Origin of the sequence: Stenotrophomonas sp. SRS1, from assembly GCF_026130205.1 — a bacterium.
GTDB classification, from domain to species: domain Bacteria; phylum Pseudomonadota; class Gammaproteobacteria; order Xanthomonadales; family Xanthomonadaceae; genus Stenotrophomonas; species Stenotrophomonas rhizophila_B.
The window spans coordinates 1-19961 of the sequence record NZ_JAINFD010000003.1 but is presented as its reverse complement, the minus strand read 5'-3'; the positions used below and the strand labels follow the sequence as shown (position 1 = coordinate 19961).

Here is a 19961-nt window from a genome sequence, read left to right as displayed (position 1 = left end):
CGCAGCAGGGCCAGGGGCGCCAGTCAGGTCAGGGGACGACCAGCGCCGCGCTGCCCATCAGCGTGCTGCGGGTCTTCACGAAGGTGTTGTAGCCCTCGTTGGCCTCCTTGGGCAGGCCCGAGCCCAGTCGGGCGGTCGCTGCGGTGAACGCCATCTGCGCCTGGAAGGCCTCCTGCTGGAGCTGCAGCTGCGCATCGGCAGAGGTGGCGTGCAGGTAGCGGGTGTACAGCTCGCGCAGCGGGCCGGCATGGACCTCGAAGGCTGGATCCAGCGGCGGCAGGGCGGTCGGGGCCGCGTCCAGCGTGTAGGCGGGGGCCACGTAGCCCTTGGGCTGCTGGCGTGCGTAGGCACCGGGCTGGCCCATGCCTGCTTCGACGTAGGCGATGAAATCCGGGGCGGTGAAGATCTTGGCGTTGATCCGGCCGCCGCTGGCGTCCACATGGGCCACGGTCTGGACCTCCGGGAACGGCTCGCGGACGCCGAAGCTCCAGGCCTGGTCGATGAACAGGTCATGGGTGGTCTGGTACGGCCCTTCGAACGTCACGCCGCCCAGCTCGATCTGGTTCTTCAGGCTGCCGAAATGCTGCAGCTTGTCTTCACCGGTGACGTAGATCTCGTTGGCGATCACGTACTCGGCCAAGGTCGGGTTGATCAACCCACCCTTGCCGCTGGCGTAGACGATGAAACGCACATCGCCGAGCTGTTCGGTCTGCAGATGATGTTCACCGGGCTTGAGCTTGACCGGGCGCGAGGCGTGCGCGGCGATCGGCAGTTCATTGCCATCGATGCGCAGGGTCAGCGGCGTCGCGCCCGGGTTGTCGATCTCGAAGGTCTGGGCGGGGCTGGAACAGCCGGTGATGGCGACGGCTGCACTCAGCAGCACGGCAAAACGCTTGATCAAAACAAAATACCTGTGTTGCAACAGAAAAAAATCAGTTCGCCCAGGGCGGGCTGTAACGCACTTTCACCGTGCGGACCGCAGGATCGGCGCGCAGTGCGTCGACCAGGTGGCTGTCCACGCGCACGGCGATGTCACCGGCGACATCGAGCATGCCGGCCACCGGGCCCTGTTCCGAGCCAAGCAGCAGGTCCAGGCGCAGCGGTGTGCGGCCGGGGCGATGCCGGTCGAGCAGGGTGTTGACGCGGTTCCACACCCCACCGTCCTGGCGCAGGTCCACCCGCAGCGACAGCCGCGTGGCGTAGTTGGCGCAGATGTCTTCGTAATCCCAGACCTGGCGGATGCGCAGCGCATAGCCGCCGTTGAACTCGTCTTCGCGCAGGCCGCCCTTGACCACCAGGATGCGGTCCTTGGTCATCAGGTGACCGAACTCGGCCAGGCCATCGGTGAAGGCGCTGCATTCCACGCGGCCCTTGCCGTCTTCGAGCTGCATGAAGATCTGGCTTTCGCCCTTGCGGCGTACGCCGACCACCAGGCCGGCCAGGATCACCGGCGTTTCCTGGCGCCAGGCGCGCTTCTCGCCGTCCTTGCTCGGGCGTGCCGGCGGGATCAGTTTTTCCAGCTTGCCCAGGTCGGTACCGACCAGTTCCTTGACGTCATCGGCGTAGGGATCGAACGGGTGGCCACTGAGGTAGAAGCCCAGCGTTTCGCGCTCGCCGTCCAGCAACTGGCCCAGCGCCCACTCTTTGGCTTCGGGCAGTTCCAGCTGCATCGCGGTGCTGACCGGATCGGGTGCGCCGAACAGCGAGTTCTGCCCGGAGGCCTTCTCGCGCGCCATCTGGTCGGTGGCTTTGAGCACTTCGGGCAGCTGCAGCATCAGCGAGGCGCGGTTCTTGCCGAGCCCGTCCATCGCGCCGCAGTTGATCATCGCTTCCAGCGTGCGGCGGTTGAGCTTGCCCGATTCGGCGCGCATGCAGAAATCCAGCAGCGACGCATAGCGGCCGCCACGCTGGCGCTCTTCCACGATCGCTTCGCAGGCGCCCTGGCCGACACCCTTGATCGCGCCCAGGCCGTACACGATGGTGTCGGCGCTGGAGGCTTCGAACATGTACGCCGATTCGTTCACGCGGGGCGGCAGCACGGTCAGGCCGAGGTTGCGAACTTCGGCGAGGAAGCCGACCACCTTGTCGGTGTTGTCCATGTCCGAGGACAGCGTCGCGGCCATGAACTCGGCCGGGTAATGACGCTTGAGCCAGGCGGTCTGGTAACTCACCAGTGCGTAGGCGGCGGCGTGCGACTTGTTGAAGCCGTAGCCGGCGAACTTCTCCATCAGGTCGAAGATCGCGTCGGCCTTGGCTTCGACGACACCGTCCTTGGCCGCACCTTCACGGAAAATCTCGCGGTGCTTGGCCATTTCGGCCGGCACCTTCTTGCCCATCGCGCGGCGCAGCAGATCGGCGCCGCCGAGCGAGTAACCGCCGACGATCTGCGCCATCTGCATCACCTGCTCCTGGTACACCATGATGCCGTAGGTGTCTTTCAGGATCGCTTCGGTGCGCGGATCGGGGTAGATGATTTCTTCCTGCCCGTGCTTGCGCGCGTTGAAGGAGGGAATCAGGTCCATCGGGCCGGGGCGGTACAGCGACACCAGCGCGATGAGATCTTCGAAGCGGTCAGGACGCGCGTCTTTCAGCAGGCGGCGCATGCCCGAGGATTCGAACTGGAACACCGCGCCGGTATTGCCGTTGGCGAAGATGTCCTTGTACGTGGGGACGTCATCCAGCGGCAGCGCGGTGATGTCCACCGGCGGAATGCCGGCGCGCTCATGGCGCTTGTTGATCGCCTTGACCGCCCAGTCAATGATCGTCAGCGTGCGCAGGCCGAGGAAGTCGAACTTCACCAGGCCGATTTCTTCGACGTCGTTCTTGTCGAACTGGGTGACCGGGTTGCGGCCCCTGCCGCCTTCGTCATGTTCGGCGAACAGCGGGCAGAATTCGGCCAGCGGTTCCGGTGCGATCACCACGCCACCGGCGTGCTTGCCGGCGTTGCGGGTGAGGTCTTCGAGCTGGCGCGCCAGGTCGATCAGGTCGCGGACATCGTCTTCGTTCTGGTAGCGCTGGATCAGCTCCGGCGAGGCCATTTCCGAATCCTTGCCTTCGCCCATCGCATCCTTGAGCGAGATGCCCAGGATGTTGGGGATCAGCTTGGAGACGCCGTCGACCAGGCCGTACGGGAAGCCGAGCACGCGACCGGAGTCGCGCACCACGGCCTTGGCCGCCATGGTGCCGTAGGTGATGATCTGGCTGACGCGGTCGCGACCGTATTTACGCGCGACGTAGTCGATGACTTCGTCGCGGCGGTCCATGCAGAAGTCGATGTCGAAGTCGGGCATCGACACGCGTTCGGGGTTGAGGAACCGTTCGAACAGCAGGTTGTACGGGATCGGATCCAGATCGGTGATCTGCAGCGCCCAGGCCACCAGCGAGCCGGCACCGGAACCGCGGCCGGGGCCGATCGGAATGCCCTGGTTCTTTCCCCACTGGATGAAGTCGGCCACGATCAGGAAGTAGCCGGGGAAGCCCATCTTGATGATGGTGGCCAGTTCGAATTCGAGGCGCTCGAAATAGTCGGCGCGGGTCTTGCCCGGCGCCAGCGGATTCTTTTCGAGACGTGCTTCCAGGCCCTTGCGCGATTCGCTGCAGATCCAGCTGTCGAGGGTTTCCTCTTCGGGGACCGGATAGTTGGGCAGGAAGTAGGTGCCCAGCCGCATCTCGATGTTGCAGCGTTCGGCCAGCGCCAGGGTGTTGTCGATCGCGTCGGGAATGTCGGCGAACAGCGCGCACATGTCCTCGGCGGATTTGAGGTACTGCTGGTCGCTGTAATCGCGCGGGCGTTTGGGATCGTCCAGCACGCGGCCGGAGGAAATGCAGACGCGCGCTTCGTGGGCGCTGAAGTCTTCCGGCTGCAGGAAGCGCACATCGTTGCTGGCGATCACCGGCAGGCCACGCTGGCCGGCGGCCTGCAGCGCAAACTGGTTGAAGGCTTCTTCGCCATCGCGGCCGGTGCGGGTCAGCTCCAGGTGCAGGCCGTCCCCGAACACGCGCTGCCAGTCGGCGAGCTGTTGCTCGGCCAGATCGTGGCGGCCGTCGCCGGCGAGGCGGCCGGCGAGGCTGTCGCGGCCGGCCAGTGCGAACAGGTTGTGGCAGCCGGCTTTGAGCCAGTCCGGGTGCACGGCGACGCCGCCTTCAGGGCGATGGCCTTCCATCCAGGCGCGGGTCAGCAGCCTGGAGAGGCTGAGGTAGCCTTCGCGGTCGCGGCAGAGCAGGGTCATGCGCCAGGGCGTCATGCCTTCTTCGGCGATCATGATGTCCGCGCCGGCGATGGGTTTGATGCCCACGGTTTCGGCGGCTTTGTAGAACTTGACCAGCGCGAACAGGTTGTTGAGATCCGTCACTGCCAGTGCAGGCAGCTTCAGTTCGACCGCGCGGCTGAGCAGGTTGGCCTGCTTTGCTTTTTTCGGGTCAGCCTGATCCGGCTTCGCCGGGACACGGATGGTCGAATCCGCCAGCGAAAATTCGGTGTGGACGTGGAGATGTACGAAACGGGAAGTGGACATGCCGAACCAATGTGATGCCCGGTCAGGGTAGCGGTGGCGGTGTTCGCTAACAAGGCTTGACAGGGGTGTTGCGGGGGCGCGGGTTGGCGGTGGGGTTCAGGTTTCTTGCGGTTGCAGCGATTGCGGGGCTTGGCGCTGGTGGGGCACGTGCAGGAGAGGCAAGTGCAGGAGAGGCAAGTGCAGGAGCGGTGGGCTCGGTGGTGCTGCGGGCTGGGGCGGCGGGGGCAGAGTCGCGGGACGCGCTGTGAATACGTCCGTGTAAGCTCGTAGGCAGCATCCATGCTGCCTGATGGTCCCGCGCCTCTACCCCCGCCACCCCTTCGACAGATGGCCGGTGCGTTGGGGCAGGCGACAGCGCTCCTTCGACAGATAGCCGGTTCGTTGGGGTGAGCAACAGCCGATCCTTCGAGAGGGTGCTGGTGCGCAGAGGCAGGCAACCGTCATCCTTCGAGAGACATCTGATACACGGGAGCGAGCAACCGCCAAGCTTTCGACATCGTTGATGCGGACGAGCTGACAATCGCCGTGTGCTGAGGGGTGTCATGCCGTGCCGGGCGGCGCCCAGCCGTTGCTGCGCTCAGGCGGGAAGGCTGCTGGGGTCGGGTTCCAGGCACGCGCGGACGGGGGCGAAGCTGCGGCGGTGCTGGGGGCAGGGGCCGTGGCTGCGCAGGGCGGCGAGGTGGGCGGGGGTGCCGTAGCCTTTGTGCTGGTCGAAGCCGTACTCGGGGTGGGCCTCGTGCAGGGTCTGCATGAAGCGGTCGCGGCTGACTTTGGCGAGGATCGAGGCGGCCATGATGGCGCGGTCGAGGGCGTCGCCGCCGATCAGGGCCTGGGCCGGGCAGGGCAGGCCTTTGGGGACGACGTTGCCGTCGATGCGGGCGAACTGGGCGACGTGGGCGACGCCTTCGACGGCGCGGCGCATGCCGAGCATCGTGGCCTGGTAGATGTTGAGGGCGTCGATGTCGCCGACGTCCACCATCACCACGTGCCAGGCCAGGGCGCGGTCGAGGATCTTGTCGTAGAGCTGGTCGCGGCGGGACGCGGTGAGCTGCTTGGAGTCGTCCAGGCCGTTGAGGCGCGGTCGGTCGGGGCAGAACACCACGGCGGCGACGGCGACCGGGCCGGCCAGCGGGCCGCGTCCGGCTTCATCCACGCCGGCCACGTAGCGCGGGGCGACGGTGGCCAGGGTGGCGCCGTCGAACAGGGCCAGGGACGCGGCTGCGGCGTGGCGGCGGCTCATGCGGTGCGGTCGCGGTTGGCGCTGCGTTCGAGCAGCTCGGTGACGGCGTCGGCAGCGCGCGCCGAGGCGTCGCGACGCAGCTGCACGTGCAGGCGCTCGTACGTGTCCTGCAGGTCGGTCACGCGCTGGGGGTGGTCGAACCACTGCAGGATGGCGGCGGCCAGTTTGTCCGGGGTGCAGTCGTGCTGCATCAGTTCCGGAGCAAGGTCCTTGCCGGCCAGGATGTTGGGCAGCGCGAAACGGTCGACCTTGAGCAGCCCCAGCGCCTTCACGATGCGGTAGGTGAGCTCGGCCACGCGGTAGCCGACCACCATCGGGCGTTTGACCAGCATCGTCTCCAGCGTGGCAGTGCCGGAGGCGAGCACGACCACGTCGGCGGCGATCATCGCGTTGCGCGCGTTGCCGTCAAGCAGGTGCGAATGCGCCACCGGCAACGCCGAGGCGGAGAGTTGCTCGCTGATCAGGCTGCGGCAGGCGGCGTTGGCGGCCGGAACCACCACGTGCAGGCCGGGGATGCGTTCGGAGACCTGCCAGGCTGCTTCAAAGAACGGTTCGCCGAGCTTGCTGATTTCACCCAGACGACTACCCGGCAGTACCGCCAGCACCTTCGCGTTGGAGGGCAGGCCGAGCTCGGCACGCGCCTGTTCGCGGTCGTTGTGCAGGGGGATGTCATCGGCCATCGGGTGGCCGACGAAGCGGGCGTCGATGCCGTGCTTGGCGTAGATCGGCGGTTCCATCGGGAACAGGCACAGCACGAGGTCGGCGCTGGCCCCGATCTTCTCGGCACGCTTTTCGCGCCAGGCCCACACCGAGGGGCTGACGTAGTGGACGGTGCGGATGCCGCGCTCCTTCAGCCAGCGCTCGACGCCGAGGTTGAAATCGGGCGCGTCGATGCCGATGAACACGTCCGGCTGCCACTCCAGTGCACGCGCGCGGAACTCGCGGCGCAGCTTGAGCAGGCGCGGCAGGTGGCGCAGGATTTCGGTCAGGCCCATCACCGCCAGTTCGCTGGCGTCGAACCAGGTCTGGCAGCCGGCGCTGCGCATGGCGTCGCCGCCAATGCCGGCGAACTCGGCGTTCGGGAAGCGCAGGCGCAGTTCGCGGACCAGGCCCGCGCCGAGCAGGTCACCGGAGGCTTCACCGGCGACCAGGGCGATCCGTACCGGGCGCTCGGAGGTGCGCACGGCCAGCGTCTGCTCAACGCTGGTCGCCATCGCAGCGAGCGGGATGATCTCGGCGGTCGTGAGGCCCGGGGTGTGCCCGCCTTGACCCGTCATCGCAGCAAGGGCCTCTCGGCGCTTTCGATGAAGTCCAGCAGGTCCTTCACGTCGGCGCTGTGGCTGGCCTGTTCGGCCAGCTGCACCTTGGCTTCGGCCAGCGGCAGGCCGGCCACGTACAGGGTGCGGTAAGCGCGCTTGATGCTGGCGATGCGTTCGGCATCGAAGCCACGGCGCTTGAGGCCTTCGCTGTTGATGCCGCGGGGGCGGCCCAGCGATTCGCTGCCGACCATGGTGAACGGCGGAACGTCGCCATTGGTCAGTGCGCCCATGCCGAGGAAGGCATGCGCACCGATCCGGCAGAACTGATGGGCACCGGCGAAGCCGCTGATGATCACGTAGTCGCCCACGGTGACGTGGCCGGCCAGCGTGGTGTTGTTGGAGAACACGCAGTGGTTGCCGACGTGGCAGTCATGCGCCACGTGGGTGTAGGCCAGCATCCAGTTGTCGTTGCCGACCGTGGTGATGCCGCCGCCACCGGCGGTGCCGCGGTTGATGGTGACGAATTCGCGGATGACGTTGTCATCGCCGATCACCAGTTCCGTGCGTTCGGCCTTGTACTTCTTGTCCTGCGGTTCGCCACCGATCGCGGCGTGGCCGATGAAGCGGTTGTTGCGGCCGATGCGGGTCGGGCCATGGATCGAGCAGTGCGGACCAACCTCGGTCCCGGCACCGATCTCCACGTCCGCACCGATCAGGCAGAACGCACCGACGCGCACATCCGCAGCCAGCTTCGCCGACGGGTCGATGACCGCGGTGGGGTGGATGAGAGGGGCGTTGTCGCTCATTGCAGGTCTCCTGCCTGGGTCATTCGCGGGTGCCGGCGCACAGCACTTCGGCGCAGGCGACGACTTCGCCGTCGACCTTGGCCACGCAGTCGTACACCGCCATGTTGCGGATCACGCGCTTGATCTCCACGTGCATCTCCAGCACGTCGCCGGGGACGACCTGCTTGGTGAAGCGGGCCTTGTCCACCTTGACCATGTAGAACAGCTTGGACTGCGCGTCGCGGCCCAGGGTGAGCTGGGTCAGCACGCCACCGGCCTGGGCCATGGCTTCGATGATCAGCACGCCGGGCATGATCGGCTGGCCGGGGAAGTGCCCCTGGAAGAAGGGCTCGTTGACGCTCACGTTCTTGTTGGCCACGATCCGGCGGTTTTCGTAGTCGATAGAGACGACCTTGTCGACCAGCAGGAACGGGTAACGGTGCGGGATCAACGCTTTGATCTGGTTGATGTCCGGCAGCTTTTCGGTGGTGCTCATTCCTTCTCCTTGCTCACAGACAGGATGCGCCGGGCGAGCGAATCGAGCTGCTTGAAGCGCGCGGCGTTCTTGCGCCACGTGCGGTTGTCGGTCAACGGGGTGCCGGACGAGTATTCGCCCGGCTCATGGATGGAGTTGCGCACCACCGATTTGCCGGTGATGACGACCTTGTCGCAGATTTCCAGGTGGCCGACCACGCCGACATGCCCGCCGAGCAGGCAGTAACGGCCGATCTTCGCGCTGCCGGCGATGCCGGTGCAGCCGGCGATGGCCGAGTGCGCGCCGATCTGGACGTTGTGCGCGATCTGGACCAGGTTGTCCAGGCGCACGTCGTTGTCGAGCACGGTGTCTTCCAGCGCGCCACGGTCGACGCAGGTGTTGGCGCCGATCTCGCAATCGTCGCCGATGCGCACGCCGCCGAGCTGGGGCACCTTGATCCAGTGGCCGGCATCCATCGCCAGGCCGAAGCCGTCGGCACCGAGCACGGCGCCGGGGTGCACGCGCACGCGCTTGCCGAGCTTGACGCGGGTGACCAGGGTCACGCGGGCGATCAGTTCGCAGCCGGTGTCCAGGGTGCAGTCTTCGCCGATGATGCTGCCCGGGCCGATCATGCAGTTCTCGCCGACGACGCTGCGCGCGCCCACGGTGACGAACGGGCCGATGTGGGCGCTGGCGGCGACCTGGGCCTCGGGATCGATGCAGGCACTGGGGTGGATGCCCGGCGCGCGCGGCGGCGCGATGTCGAACAGGGCGGCGATCTTGGCGAAGGTGGTGTACGGGTCCCTGGCGACCAGGGCGGCGCCGGGCGCGGCCTCGGCATCCTCGGCGCGCAGCACGACGATGGCGGCCTGGCTGTCGGCCAGCTGCGCGCGGTAGCGCGGGTTGGCCAGGAAGGTGAGCTGGCCGGGGCCGGCATGGGCGAGCGTAGCCACGCCATGGATGGCGGTGCTGCCATCACCATGGACCTGCAGGCCAAACTGCTCGGCGAGTTGCTGGGCGGTATAGGTAGGAGTGTTCACCGGGGGAGTTTACCGTGTGATGCCGAAACGGTCATGCGGGGCGGGGGTTTTGGGTGTCTTGGTCGGTTTGTTGCGGCGTGGCGCTTCGGTTGCCATCGCGCGGGGTCATGACGGGCAGCCCTGGCCAGGACGCGCCGTAAACCCATCCTTGGGGGCTCGTGGGCCGCATCCATGCGGACCAACGGTCCTGGCCAGGGCCACCCGCCACGACCCCCGACAGTGTCATGCGAGCGCGGCAGGGTAGTGTCGGCCGCTGGCCGGCTCTCGTTGATCCCGGACGTTCGTGCCAACCAACGGTCGATACCTACCAAAATCGGCACGGACTAAGGAGCGGTCCCACCCCAAATCGGTATTGAGCAACGATCGGGCACACCCCCAAAACGAAAACGCCGGGCAATGCCCGGCGAATGCGTACCGCGTCTGGTGGAGAGCCCCCTTCTGTTGAAGGGGGCGCGCCGAAGGCGCGGGGATGAGGTGGAATGCGCGGACGAACTGCGAAGCAGTTCGTCAGAACTGACCGCCAAAGGTGAATTGCAGACGCTCGACTTCGTCGCCATCTTCCTTCTTGAGCGGGAAGGCGTAGCTGATCGAGATCGGGCCGACCGGGGCGCGCCACAACAGGGCCACACCGGTGGACACGCGCAGTTCGTTGGCCTTGAAGTTGCTCACGCCGGTGTACACGTTGCCGAAGTCCACGAAGGCCGAGATACGGGCCGACGGGCTGTCGAACAGGCGCGGGAAGTAGGCTTCGACCGAACCGACGGTCTTGAGCGAGCCACCCAGCGGCTGGCCGCGGTTGTAGCTCAGGGTCGGTTCCGAACGCGGGCCCAGGGTGTTGTCTTCGAAACCACGCACCGAGTTGGTACCACCGGCGTAGAAGTTCTCGTAGAACGGCAGGCCCGTGGCGGTGACGGTCTTGATGTAATCCGACGAGGCCGGGTTGCAGTCGATGGTCTGGGTCGGATTCGGATTGGCGTTCGAGGGCGCGGTGTAGCAGAGGTCGCGCGTCACGTCCTTGCCGTAGCTGTCGCCGTAGCCGATTTCGGCGCGGGTGTTGATGACCAGCTGCGGGATGATCGGCCAGTACTTGGAGAACTGGTAGTTCAGCTTGTAGTACTCGACGGTCGAACCCGGCAGCGTGGTTTCCAGGCCGACGCGCTGGTAGGTACCGCGGGTCGGCATGAAGTAGTCGTTACGGGTATCGCGCGCCCAGCCCAGCTCGCTGCGCCAGGAGTGGAACGTGCGCTGGCCGACGGCGTTGATGTAATCGATGATCGCCTGCGGGGTCGAGCCCTGGTAGGTGGTGATCTGGTTGCTGTCGATGCCCACCATCAGCGAGACGGTGTCGTTCTCGGTGATCGGCACGCCGAACACCACCTGCGCGGCACCGTTGGTGCTGTTGTACTGCGCGGTGTTGAAGTCGGAGTAATCCAGCTCGCGCCAGGACAGGTTGTAGCCCAGCGAGACGCCGTCATCGGTGAAGTACGGGTTGGTGTAGCTGAAGCCATAACGCTGCAGGTAGCTGCTGCGCGAGGCTTCGACCGACACGCGGTTGCCGCCGCCCAGGAAGTTGTTCTGCGACAGCTGCACCGACGTGGTCATGCCGTAGGACTGCGAATAGCCCAGGCCGAACACGAAGCTGCCCGAGGTGGTTTCCTTGACGTTGTAGACCACGTCGACCAGATCGTTGCTGCCGGTGACCGGCGGCGTTTCCACGTCGACCGATTCGAAGTAGCCCAGGCGCTGCAGACGGATCTTGGAACGGTCGATCGCGGCCTGCGAGTACCAGCTGTTCTCGAACTGGCGCATTTCACGACGCAGCACTTCGTCGGAGGTGCGGGTGTTGCCCTTGAAGGTGATGCGGCGCACCGACACGCGCGGACCGGGAACGACCTGCATGTTGATGGACACCGTGCGGTCGGCACGGTTGCTGGTCGGAATCGGGTTCACCTTGGCGAAGGCGTAACCGATGTTGGACAGCGAATTGGTGATCTGGTCCGAGCTGAATTCCAGCAGCGCACGCGAGAACGTATCGCCGGACTTCTGGATCACCATGCGCTCGACATCTTCCTGCGGGAGGATGGTGTCGCCGGTGACCTTGATCTCGGAGATCTTGTACTGCTCACCCTCGGTCACGCCGGCGGTGATGAACATGTCGCGCTTGTCGGGGCTGATCGAGACCTGGGTGGAATCGATGCTGAAATCCACGTAGCCGCGGTCCAGGTACCAGGAGTTCAGCTTTTCCAGATCGCCGGACAGCTTTTCCTTGGAGTACTGGTCATCGCGGCGGTACCACGAGGCCCAGTTGTGCTCCTTCGATTCCCAGGTTTCCAGGATGTCTTCGGAGGCGAACTTCTCGGTACCGACCAGGTTGACGTGCTGGATCTTGGCGGCCTTGCCTTCCTTGATCGCGATGGCGATGTCCACGCGGTTGCGGTCCAGCGGACTCACCGTCGGGGTGATGTCCACGTTGTATTTGCCACGGTCGTTGTACTGGCGGCGCAGTTCCTGCGTCACGCGGTCCAGGCTCAGGCGATCGAAGGTGCCGCCCTCGGTCAGGCCGATGTCGCTCAGGCCCTTGAGGAGCTGGTCGCTCTTGATGTCCTTGTTGCCGGTGACGGTCAACTTGTTGATCGCCGGGCGTTCCTTGACCGTGACCACGAGGATGTCGCCCTGGCGGTCCAGCTGGACGTCTTCGAAGAAGCCGGTCTTGTACAGCGCACGGATGGTTTCACCGACCTTGTTGTCGGTGATGGTGTCGCCACGTTCCACCGGCAGGTAGGTGAACACGGTACCGGAGGTGATGCGCTGCAGACCATCCACGCGGATGTCGCTGACGGTGAAGGGCTCGGCTGCCTGCGCCAGGGCGGGCGCGCCGAAACCGGCAACGAGTGCGAGGGCCAGCAGGCGGCGATTGGGGAGTCGCGTCATGTCACGTCCGGTTGGAGTCGATTTCAACATTGCGGGATGCCGGCGCATAAGACGACGACAAAAGGATAAAAGTTCATCGCGGGACCAGACCGAGGATGTCGTTGTAGAACGCCAATCCCATCAGTCCGGCCAGCAGGGCCAGGCCGACATACTGTCCGGCGGCCATGGCACGCTCGCTCAGCGGGCTGCCCTTGACCAACTCGATAAGGTAATACAGCAGGTGCCCGCCGTCCAAGATGGGGATGGGCAACAGGTTGATGATGCACAGGCTCAGGGACAGCAACGCCAGGAAATACAGGAACCAGTCCAGGCCGCGCTTGGCCGAGACATTGGCGACCCGGGCGATCGTGACCGGCCCGGAAATGTTCTGCAGCGAGGCATTGCCGGTGACGATGCGTCGCATCATGCCCAGCGAATCGCCGGCCATGCGGGCGGTTTCACGCAGGGCGACCGGGACTGCCGCAAACGGCCCGAACTTGAGTTCGGCGTCATACGCCGGGGCATGGGTCTCCGGGAATCCGATGCCAATCTGCCAAGTGGCCTGGCCGCGGCCATCCACGCCCTGGCGCGGGGTGATTTCCAGCGCCAGCCGTTCGCCGCCGCGCAGGACGTCGATCATCCCGGGGCCGCCGCGCTGGCCCAATGCGGCGATCTGGGCCGGCACCTGGTCGGCGCCTTCGATCCGCTGGCCGTCCACGGCCACGATCAGGTCACCCGGCACCAGGACGCCCTGGGCGGCGCCATCGGGCAGCACTTTGTCCACCAGGGCCGGCTGCAGCCAGAACTGCCAGCTCAGGCCGGCCAGCTGCGGTACACGGCGCTCGTCGAAGCCAGCGGGCAGCTGCGACAGCGGCACGGTGCGGGTGCGGGGCTGATCCAGGCCATCCAGCACCTCGACCTTCGCGTCCTGGCGGTCCATGGCTGCGGTGGTCAGCGCCATGCTGGCCTCACCGGCGGTGGCCACGCTGCGGCCGTCGACCTTCACCACGCGGTCGCCGGCCTGCAGCCCGGACGTCTGGGCCATGCCGGTGGTACGGCCGATGGTGGCCGAATAATCCTGTTTGCCGATCACGAACATCGCCCACAGCAGGGCGATGCACAGGATCAGGTTGGCGGCCGGACCGGCGGCCACCACGGCGATACGCTGCCAGACGGTCTTGTGGTTGAAGGCCTGGCCGCGCTCGGCCGGGTGCACCTCCACCTCGCGCTCGTCCAGCATCTTCACGTAGCCGCCGAGCGGGATGGCGGCGATCGCGAATTCCGTGCCGGCGCGGTTGCGGCGCGACCACAGCGGCTTGCCGAACCCGACAGAGAAGCGCAGCACCTTGACCCCGCAACGGCGGGCGACCCAGTAATGACCGAATTCGTGGAAGGTCACCAGCACGCCAAGGCTGACGATCATCCACCAGACGGATCCGATGAAATCACCCATGGTGATCAGCGCTGTTAAAGGACGTGTCGGGCATTCAGGCGTGGTCGATGGCGGCTTGGGTGATCTGGCGGGCGCGCTGATCGGCGGTCAGCAGGCCCTCCAGTGTATCGGCGGACTCGGTCGACAGTGTTGACAGAGCGTTAGCGACCAGCGCGGGAATGGCAAGGAAAGCTGCCCGCCCCTGAAGAAACGCTGAAACAGCGACTTCATTGGCCGCATTGAGGATCGCCGGGGCCGTGCCGCCGGCCGCCATGGCCTGCCAGGCGAGCGTCAGACACGGGAAAGCCTCGGTGTCCGGTGCTTCGAAATCCAGCCGACCCTGGGTGAGCAGGTCCAGCCCGCCGACCCCCGATTCGATCCGCTGCGGCCAGCCCAGGCCCACGGCCAGGGTGGTACGCATGTCCGGCAGGCCCATCTGGGCCAGGGTCGAGCCGTCGACGAACTCGACCAGCGAATGCACCAGGCTCTGGGGGTGGACGAGCACGTCGATGCGCTCGCCGGGCACGTTGAACAGGTGGTGGGCCTCGATCACTTCCAGGCCTTTGTTCATCAACGTCGCCGAATCGACTGAGATCTTCGGGCCCATGGACCACTTCGGGTGGGCAACAGCCTGGGCCGGGGTGACCTGGGCAAGCTGCTCGCGGCTGCGGCCACGGAACGGACCGCCCGAGGCGGTCAGGATGATCCGGCGTACACCGGCGCCGTCCAGGCTGGCATCGCGCGAGCGCAGGCACTGGAAGATCGCGCTGTGCTCGCTGTCGATCGGGATGATCTCGGCACCGGCGGCAGCGGCCTGGCGCATCAGCAGTTCGCCGGCGAGCACCAGCGATTCCTTGTTGGCCAACAGGATGCGCTTGCCGGCGGCGGCGGCGGCCAGGGTCGAGGACAGCCCGGCCGCGCCGACGATGGCCGCGACGAGCGTGTCGCACGCGTCGCTGGCGGCCAGCTGATCCAGCGCCGCGGCGCCGGCGTGGGCCTGGGTGGCCAGGCCGGCGTCACGCAGACCGTCGCGCAGAGCGGCGTACAGCGCTGCGTCGGCGATCACCGCATGGGCCGGCCGGTGCGCGGCGCACAGCGCGACCAGTGCATCGACCTGGCGGCCAGCCGCCAGCACGGTGACCTGGTAGCGGTCCGGATGACGCGCGATCACATCCAGCGCGGATGCGCCGATGGAACCGGTGGCGCCGAACACGGCGACCTGGCGGGGGGCGGAAGCGCTGGACATGGTTAGAACCCGAAGATTTCCTTGCCGAGTGCGAACACCGGCAGGGCGGCAAGCACGCCGTCAATGCGATCCAGCACGCCGCCATGGCCGGGGATGATGTGCCCCGAGTCCTTGGCACCGGCGTGACGCTTGATCAGGCTTTCGTACAGATCGCCCAGCACCGAAGCGAACACGGTGACCACGGCGGTGATGACCAGGCCAACCAGATGACCGCTGTCGATGCCGGCCAGCCAGCCGAAGCCCAGCGCCACGATCAGGCCGGCGACCATGCCGCCGCCCAGGCCTTCCCAGGTCTTGTTGGGACTGATGCGCGGGGCCAGCTTGGTGCGGCCGAAGGTGCGGCCGGCGAAGTAGGCGCCCGAATCGGCGGCCCAGACCACGGCCAGCGCGGTCAGCAGCCACAGGTGGCCGTTGTCACCGCTGGCATGGATGAGCACCAGCGAGGCCCAGGCCGGAACGATCGCCAGCGTGCCGGCCAGCAGCTTGAGCGCACGCGCCGGGCTGCTCGGGCTGGCGCCGAAGTTGAAGAAGCGCAGCCACAGCAGTGCCAGCAACCACCACCCGATGCCGACCAGCGCGGCGATCTGGTACAGCACCAGCGAGCCCGCATCGGCCCACACGATCAGCACCATCAGCACCAGGTTCAGCACCAGCAGGACGGTGCGGGCGAGGGTGTCTTCGACGTCGGCCAGCTTCAGCCATTCCCACAGCCCGATCAGGAACACGGCGGCGGCGGCGGCGGCCAGCCACTGGGTCGGCAGCATGAGGATGGCGAGGATGGCGACCGGCGCCATAATCAGCGCGGCGATGACTCGGGTCTTGGTCATGGGGAAGAGGTCTCGGTGGCCAAGGCGGCGATCTGGGCGCTGGTCAGGCCGAAACGGCGTTCACGCGCGGCGTAGGCGTCGATCGCCTCCTGCAGGACGGCGGCATCGAACTCGGGCCACAGTACGTCGGTGAACCACAGTTCGGTGTAAGCCAGCTGCCACAGCAGGAAATTGCTGATGCGGGTATCGCCGCCGGTGCGGATGAACAGGTCCGGGGGCGGCAGGTCGGCCAGCGCCACCCGGCTGCTGAGCATTGCTTCGTCGATCTGCTCGGGGAGCAGGCGACCGGCCGCGACCTCGGCGGCGAGCTCGCGCGCGGCACGGGCGATGTCCTGGCGACCGCCGTAGCTGGCGGCGATGCTCAGGGTCATCGCACGGTTGCCGGCGGTGCGTTGTTCGGCCAGTTGCATGCGGCTGACCAGCCCGGCGCCGAAGCGCTCACGCTCGCCGATGAAGCGTACGCGCACGCCACGGCGATGCAGCTCGTCCACTTCGCGGTCGAGTGCATTGAGGAACAGCTTCATCAGCGCGTCGACCTCATCGGTCGGCCGGCCCCAGTTTTCACTGGAGAAGGCGAACAGGGTCAGCGCGGCGATGCCGTGGTCGAGGCAGAAATCGATGGTGCGGTTGACCGCGCGCGCGCCGGCACGATGGCCGATCACGCGCGGGCGACGACGCTTCTGCGCCCAACGCCCGTTGCCATCCATGATGATGGCAACGTGGCGCGGCATGGGCGCGGCAGAACTGCTGGTCGGGGCCTGGGACATAGGGCTCAGACTGCCATCAGTTCCTTTTCTTTCTCGGCGACAACACTATCGACGTCCTTGATGGACTTGTCGGTCAGCTTCTGGATGTCGTCTTCGCCGCGCTTCTTGTCGTCTTCGCTGATCGCCTTGTCCTTGATCAGGCTGGCGATCGCCTTGTTGGCGTCCTGGCGGATGTTGCGGATGGCGATCTTGGCGCCTTCGCCTTCCTTCTGCACCTGCTTGCCCAGCTCCTTGCGGCGCTCTTCGGTCGGCGGCGGCAGGTTCAGGCGGATGACGGTGCCGGCCACGTTCGGGGTCAGGCCGAGGTCGGAGGCGTAGATCGCCTTCTCGACGTCCTTGATCATGCCCTTGTCGAACAGCGTGATGACCAGCGAATGGCCTTCGGAAACGCTGATCGAGGCGACCTGGTTCAGGGGGGTGTCGGTGCCGTAGGCCTTGACGGTGATGCGATCCAGCAGGGCCGGGGAAGCACGGCCGGTGCGGATGGAGGTGAGGGTGTGCTTCAGAGCATCGATGCTCTTTGCCATGCGCGTCTGCGCGTCCTGCTTGATTTCGTTGAGCATCGCCCGAATCCTGGATGTCACTGGGAATCGGGCGATTATAGGCGAAGAAGGGTCTTCGCCGGGCCGTTCAGGGCGCAGGCGTGGGCCTGCGCTCAGGCTCAGCTGTTGTCGCGGCCCTGCACCAGGGTGCCGATGTTGTCGCCGTGCAGGATCTTGAGCAGTTCGCCCGGCTGGCCCATGTCGAACACGCGCAGCGGCAGATCGCTGTCACGGGCCAGGGCGAAGGCGGCGGTGTCCATCACTTCCAGACCGCGGCGGATGACTTCGTCGTAGGTCAGGCTGTCGAAACGGACCGCATCGCTGTACTTGTTCGGATCCTTGTCGTACACGCCGTCGACCTTGGTGGCCTTCAGCAGCAGGTCCGCGCCGATTTCGATCGCGCGCAGGGCGGCGCCGGAATCGGTGGTGAAGAACGGGCTGCCGACGCCGGCGGCAAAGATGACCAGACGGCCTTTTTCCAGATGGCGGATCGCGCGGCGACGGATGTAATCCTCGCAGACGTCGTTGATCTTGATGGCGCTCATCACGCGGGCCTTGGCGCCCAGCTTCTCCAGGGCGTCCTGCATGGCCAGCGCATTGATCACGGTGGCCAGCATGCCCATCTGGTCGCCGGTGACCCGGTCCATGCCGCCGGCGGCCAGACCGGCGCCGCGGAAGATGTTGCCGCCGCCGATCACCAGCGCCACTTCGGCACCGGCAGCCTGCGCTTCCATCACCTCACGGGCGAGACGGTGGATGACCTTGGGGTCGATGCCGTAGTCCTCGTCTCCCATCAGCGCCTCCCCGGAAACTTTCAACAGGATGCGGCGATAGGCGAGCTTTGACATGGCGATCTCTGGGTGCGTGGAAAACGCCCGGATTCTACTGGAAGCCGGGTCATCGGGCAGCATAAATCTGCTGCACTGCGGCAAATGGTGGCCTCGAGCCAAGGCGGCAAGGGCGCACCACCGGGGCAGGGGATCAGGCCGGCGCAGTCCCCGGCGAGCGTGCGATGACGCGGTTGCGGCCCAGGTTCTTGGAACGGTACAGCACGTCGTCGGCGGCCTTCAGCAGGTCCTGAACATCGGCGAAACGCTCGTAGCCGCCCTGGGTCGCCACACCGGCCGAGAAGGTCACGAACAGGGGACCGCTGGGCACTTCGGCCATCGGGGTGTTGACGATGTTGGCCAGTACCCGGCGCACCACTTCCAGCGCCACCGGCTCGGTGGTGTTGGGCAGCAGCGCGATGAATTCCTCGCCGCCGAAGCGGGCCACGGTGTCGCTGTTGCGCAGCTGTTCCTGCAGCTTGCTGGCGAACATGCGCAGGACCTGGTCGCCCATCAGATGGCCGTGCGCGTCGTTGATCTTCTTGAAGTCATCCAGATCGATGAAGGCCACCGACAGCGGCCAGCCATGCCGGGTGGCGCGCAGGAATTCCTGCTCGAGCACGGCTTCCAGCTGGCGGCGGTTGAGCACGCCGGTGAGGGCGTCGCGGTGGGCCTGTTCGGCCAGCCGGTTGGCACGCGCCTCGAACTCATCGGCACGCTGGCGGGCCAGGGCCGCGTCCTGCACCTCGCGCAGGTTGCGCAGGGTCGCCAGTTCCTGTGCGTGATCGATCAGCTGCTGGACGCGCGAGGGCGAGAACAGCGGGGTCTCGAACAGGGCGCTGATGTCCGGCAGGGATTCACCGATCCGGGTCAGCACCTGGTCGAACTGGGCACTGTCCAGCCCAAGCGTGTCGTGCACCTGCTGCAGCGCGTGTTCGCGCGCGGCGTCGGCATCGGCGCTGAGCCAGATATCGGCCACGGCGCCGGACAGGGCGACGCAGCTCTGGAAGCTGTCCTCGCCATCAACCGGCGATTCACTGCGCGCGATGCTGTCCACCAGGTAGCGCGGCAGGCCCCACTCTTCGGTGATCCATGCGCCGACATCGGCATGCGTGCACTGCAGGTGTTCACGCTCCAGCGCCACCAGGGCGTCGTTGTCAGTGGCCTGGCGCAGCAAAGGCAGGTACGTGTCCGGTTGGGTCTGGGCGAGGGCGAGGATGCCGATGTCCTGCAGCAGGCCGGCCAGCATCAGCTCTTCGGCCTTGCGCAGGCCGCGGGCCTGGCCGAGCAGGCTGGCGGCCAGTGCGCTGAGAATGCTGCGGCGCCAGGCGCGCTCGCGCAGGTCCTGGCCATCGCCGGCGGCGGTCAGTCCCTGGGTCACGGTGAAACCCAGCGCGAGCGTCACGGTCGCGTTGAGGCCAAGCATGGTCAGTGCCTGGCCGAGGTTTTCGATGCGTCGGCGGCTGGCATACAGCGGCGAATTGGCGATACGCAGCATGCGGGCACTCAGCGCCATGTCGATGGCGATGATGTCGGCGGCGGTGGTGATGTCCGCTTCCGGGTCCTGCGCCAGTTCGATGATGCGCAGGGCAATACCGGGCGGGGAAGGCAGGTTGCGGCAGAGCGCCAGGGCGGCTGTCAGCTCGGGAGGCATGGCGGGGTTTTCAATATGTTCGGGCAAGAATACCTGAGGTGGATCACAGTTTTGTCCCTGATTTCTTGCGTTGACGCGGCAGATCGGTTTGGAAGTATTGCCCTGATCCGGCACACAAAGCAAAACCAACGGACTGACCCGTCCTGCCATAGGTTGACACCTGTGGCGGATGATCCAGCCGCCGCTAGGCGGCCAGAGACGCCCGATGCACCGCATCGGGCGTCTGCATTTTAAGGGACAGATGTGGCCGCTCGGCGTTATAGATCTCTACCGATTCGGCCACCATCTGGCGCGCCTGCGCCAGGTCTCGAGGCCGATACAGCAGGAATTCGCCTTTCAAGATCCCATTCACCCGTTCGGCCAGCGCATTCTGGTAGCAGTCGTAGCCGTCAGTCATCGAGCAGGTCACGCCGTGCTTGGCGTGGATCTTTTGGTAGTAGTCC

The 19961-nt window shown here is 66.3% G+C and carries 15 protein-coding genes and 1 pseudogene; all 16 read right to left on the bottom strand.

Annotated features, from left to right (window positions below):
* Positions 1 to 28 precede the first annotated feature (28 nt).
* Complete coding sequence (locus tag K4043_RS10770; protein ID WP_265309332.1) at positions 29 to 901, bottom strand: hypothetical protein; 873 nt, start codon at positions 899 to 901, stop codon at positions 29 to 31.
* Between the two features lie 31 nt (positions 902 to 932).
* The gene (dnaE, locus tag K4043_RS10765; RefSeq protein ID WP_123728754.1) at positions 933 to 4514 is read right to left on the bottom strand and encodes a DNA polymerase III subunit alpha; all 3582 of its coding nucleotides are present in this window, start codon (positions 4512 to 4514) and stop codon (positions 933 to 935) included.
* Positions 4515 to 5091: 577 nt separating this feature from the next.
* A complete protein-coding gene (locus tag K4043_RS10760; RefSeq protein WP_265309331.1) occupies positions 5092 to 5754 on the bottom strand; it encodes a ribonuclease HII in 663 nt (220 codons plus the stop codon).
* Positions 5751 to 6923 (bottom strand): annotated as a pseudogene (lpxB, locus tag K4043_RS10755) (lipid-A-disaccharide synthase); the annotation flags it as partial. The gene K4043_RS10760 and the pseudogene lpxB, both read right to left, overlap by 4 nt.
* Positions 6924 to 7027: 104 nt before the next feature.
* Positions 7028 to 7819, bottom strand: a complete 792-nt coding sequence (lpxA, locus tag K4043_RS10750; protein ID WP_265309330.1) for an acyl-ACP--UDP-N-acetylglucosamine O-acyltransferase — start codon at positions 7817 to 7819, stop codon at positions 7028 to 7030.
* Positions 7820 to 7838: 19 nt separating this feature from the next.
* Positions 7839 to 8294, bottom strand: coding sequence for a 3-hydroxyacyl-ACP dehydratase FabZ (gene fabZ / locus K4043_RS10745; protein WP_265309329.1), 456 nt, complete (start codon positions 8292 to 8294; stop codon positions 7839 to 7841).
* On the bottom strand, positions 8291 to 9313 hold the full coding sequence (gene lpxD / locus K4043_RS10740; protein ID WP_265309328.1) for a UDP-3-O-(3-hydroxymyristoyl)glucosamine N-acyltransferase: 1023 nt from the start codon (positions 9311 to 9313) through the stop codon (positions 8291 to 8293). Before lpxD ends, fabZ begins: the two co-directional genes overlap by 4 nt.
* A gap of 507 nt (positions 9314 to 9820) precedes the next feature.
* Positions 9821 to 12244 (bottom strand): outer membrane protein assembly factor BamA, encoded by a 2424-nt coding sequence (bamA, locus tag K4043_RS10735; RefSeq protein WP_184997041.1) that lies wholly within the window; start codon positions 12242 to 12244, stop codon positions 9821 to 9823.
* Positions 12245 to 12317: 73 nt separating this feature from the next.
* Positions 12318 to 13676: an RIP metalloprotease RseP gene (rseP, locus tag K4043_RS10730; RefSeq protein ID WP_265309327.1), complete on the bottom strand. Its 1359-nt coding sequence runs from the start codon at positions 13674 to 13676 to the stop codon at positions 12318 to 12320.
* 34 nt (positions 13677 to 13710) lie between these two features.
* Positions 13711 to 14901: a 1-deoxy-D-xylulose-5-phosphate reductoisomerase gene (locus K4043_RS10725; protein WP_265309326.1), complete on the bottom strand. Its 1191-nt coding sequence runs from the start codon at positions 14899 to 14901 to the stop codon at positions 13711 to 13713.
* Positions 14902 to 14903: 2 nt separating this feature from the next.
* Complete coding sequence (locus K4043_RS10720) at positions 14904 to 15728, bottom strand: phosphatidate cytidylyltransferase (protein WP_123728763.1); 825 nt, start codon at positions 15726 to 15728, stop codon at positions 14904 to 14906.
* Positions 15725 to 16459, bottom strand: a complete 735-nt coding sequence (uppS, locus tag K4043_RS10715; protein ID WP_123729699.1) for a polyprenyl diphosphate synthase — start codon at positions 16457 to 16459, stop codon at positions 15725 to 15727. Before uppS ends, K4043_RS10720 begins: the two co-directional genes overlap by 4 nt.
* A 41-nt stretch (positions 16460 to 16500) precedes the next feature.
* Positions 16501 to 17058 (bottom strand): ribosome recycling factor, encoded by a 558-nt coding sequence (gene frr, locus K4043_RS10710; RefSeq protein ID WP_123728764.1) that lies wholly within the window; start codon positions 17056 to 17058, stop codon positions 16501 to 16503.
* Between the two features lie 98 nt (positions 17059 to 17156).
* Positions 17157 to 17885, bottom strand: coding sequence for a UMP kinase (pyrH, locus tag K4043_RS10705; RefSeq protein ID WP_123728765.1), 729 nt, complete (start codon positions 17883 to 17885; stop codon positions 17157 to 17159).
* Positions 17886 to 18018: 133 nt separating this feature from the next.
* Positions 18019 to 19518: a GGDEF domain-containing protein gene (locus K4043_RS10700; RefSeq protein ID WP_123728766.1), complete on the bottom strand. Its 1500-nt coding sequence runs from the start codon at positions 19516 to 19518 to the stop codon at positions 18019 to 18021.
* 184 nt (positions 19519 to 19702) lie between these two features.
* Positions 19703 to 19961, bottom strand: a 259-nt coding sequence (locus tag K4043_RS10695; protein ID WP_265309325.1) for an integrase core domain-containing protein, incomplete at its 5' end; no start/stop codon positions are given.

What these genes read in the sequence shown, in the direction of transcription:
- fabZ (WP_265309329.1), bottom strand. Translation starts at nt 8,294, where the DNA reads ATGAGCACCACCGAAAAGCTGCCGGACATCAACCAGATCAAAGCGTTG.
- K4043_RS10720 (WP_123728763.1), bottom strand. Translation starts at nt 15,728, where the DNA reads ATGACCAAGACCCGAGTCATCGCCGCGCTGATTATGGCGCCGGTCGCC.
- bamA (WP_184997041.1), bottom strand. Translation starts at nt 12,244, where the DNA reads ATGACGCGACTCCCCAATCGCCGCCTGCTGGCCCTCGCACTCGTTGCC.
- K4043_RS10700 (WP_123728766.1), bottom strand. Translation starts at nt 19,518, where the DNA reads ATGCCTCCCGAGCTGACAGCCGCCCTGGCGCTCTGCCGCAACCTGCCT.
- K4043_RS10760 (WP_265309331.1), bottom strand. Translation starts at nt 5,754, where the DNA reads ATGAGCCGCCGCCACGCCGCAGCCGCGTCCCTGGCCCTGTTCGACGGC.
- rseP (WP_265309327.1), bottom strand. Translation starts at nt 13,676, where the DNA reads ATGGGTGATTTCATCGGATCCGTCTGGTGGATGATCGTCAGCCTTGGC.
- dnaE (WP_123728754.1), bottom strand. Translation starts at nt 4,514, where the DNA reads ATGTCCACTTCCCGTTTCGTACATCTCCACGTCCACACCGAATTTTCG.
- lpxA (WP_265309330.1), bottom strand. Translation starts at nt 7,819, where the DNA reads ATGAGCGACAACGCCCCTCTCATCCACCCCACCGCGGTCATCGACCCG.
- pyrH (WP_123728765.1), bottom strand. Translation starts at nt 17,885, where the DNA reads ATGTCAAAGCTCGCCTATCGCCGCATCCTGTTGAAAGTTTCCGGGGAG.
- K4043_RS10725 (WP_265309326.1), bottom strand. Translation starts at nt 14,901, where the DNA reads ATGTCCAGCGCTTCCGCCCCCCGCCAGGTCGCCGTGTTCGGCGCCACC.
- uppS (WP_123729699.1), bottom strand. Translation starts at nt 16,459, where the DNA reads ATGCCGCGCCACGTTGCCATCATCATGGATGGCAACGGGCGTTGGGCG.
- frr (WP_123728764.1), bottom strand. Translation starts at nt 17,058, where the DNA reads ATGCTCAACGAAATCAAGCAGGACGCGCAGACGCGCATGGCAAAGAGC.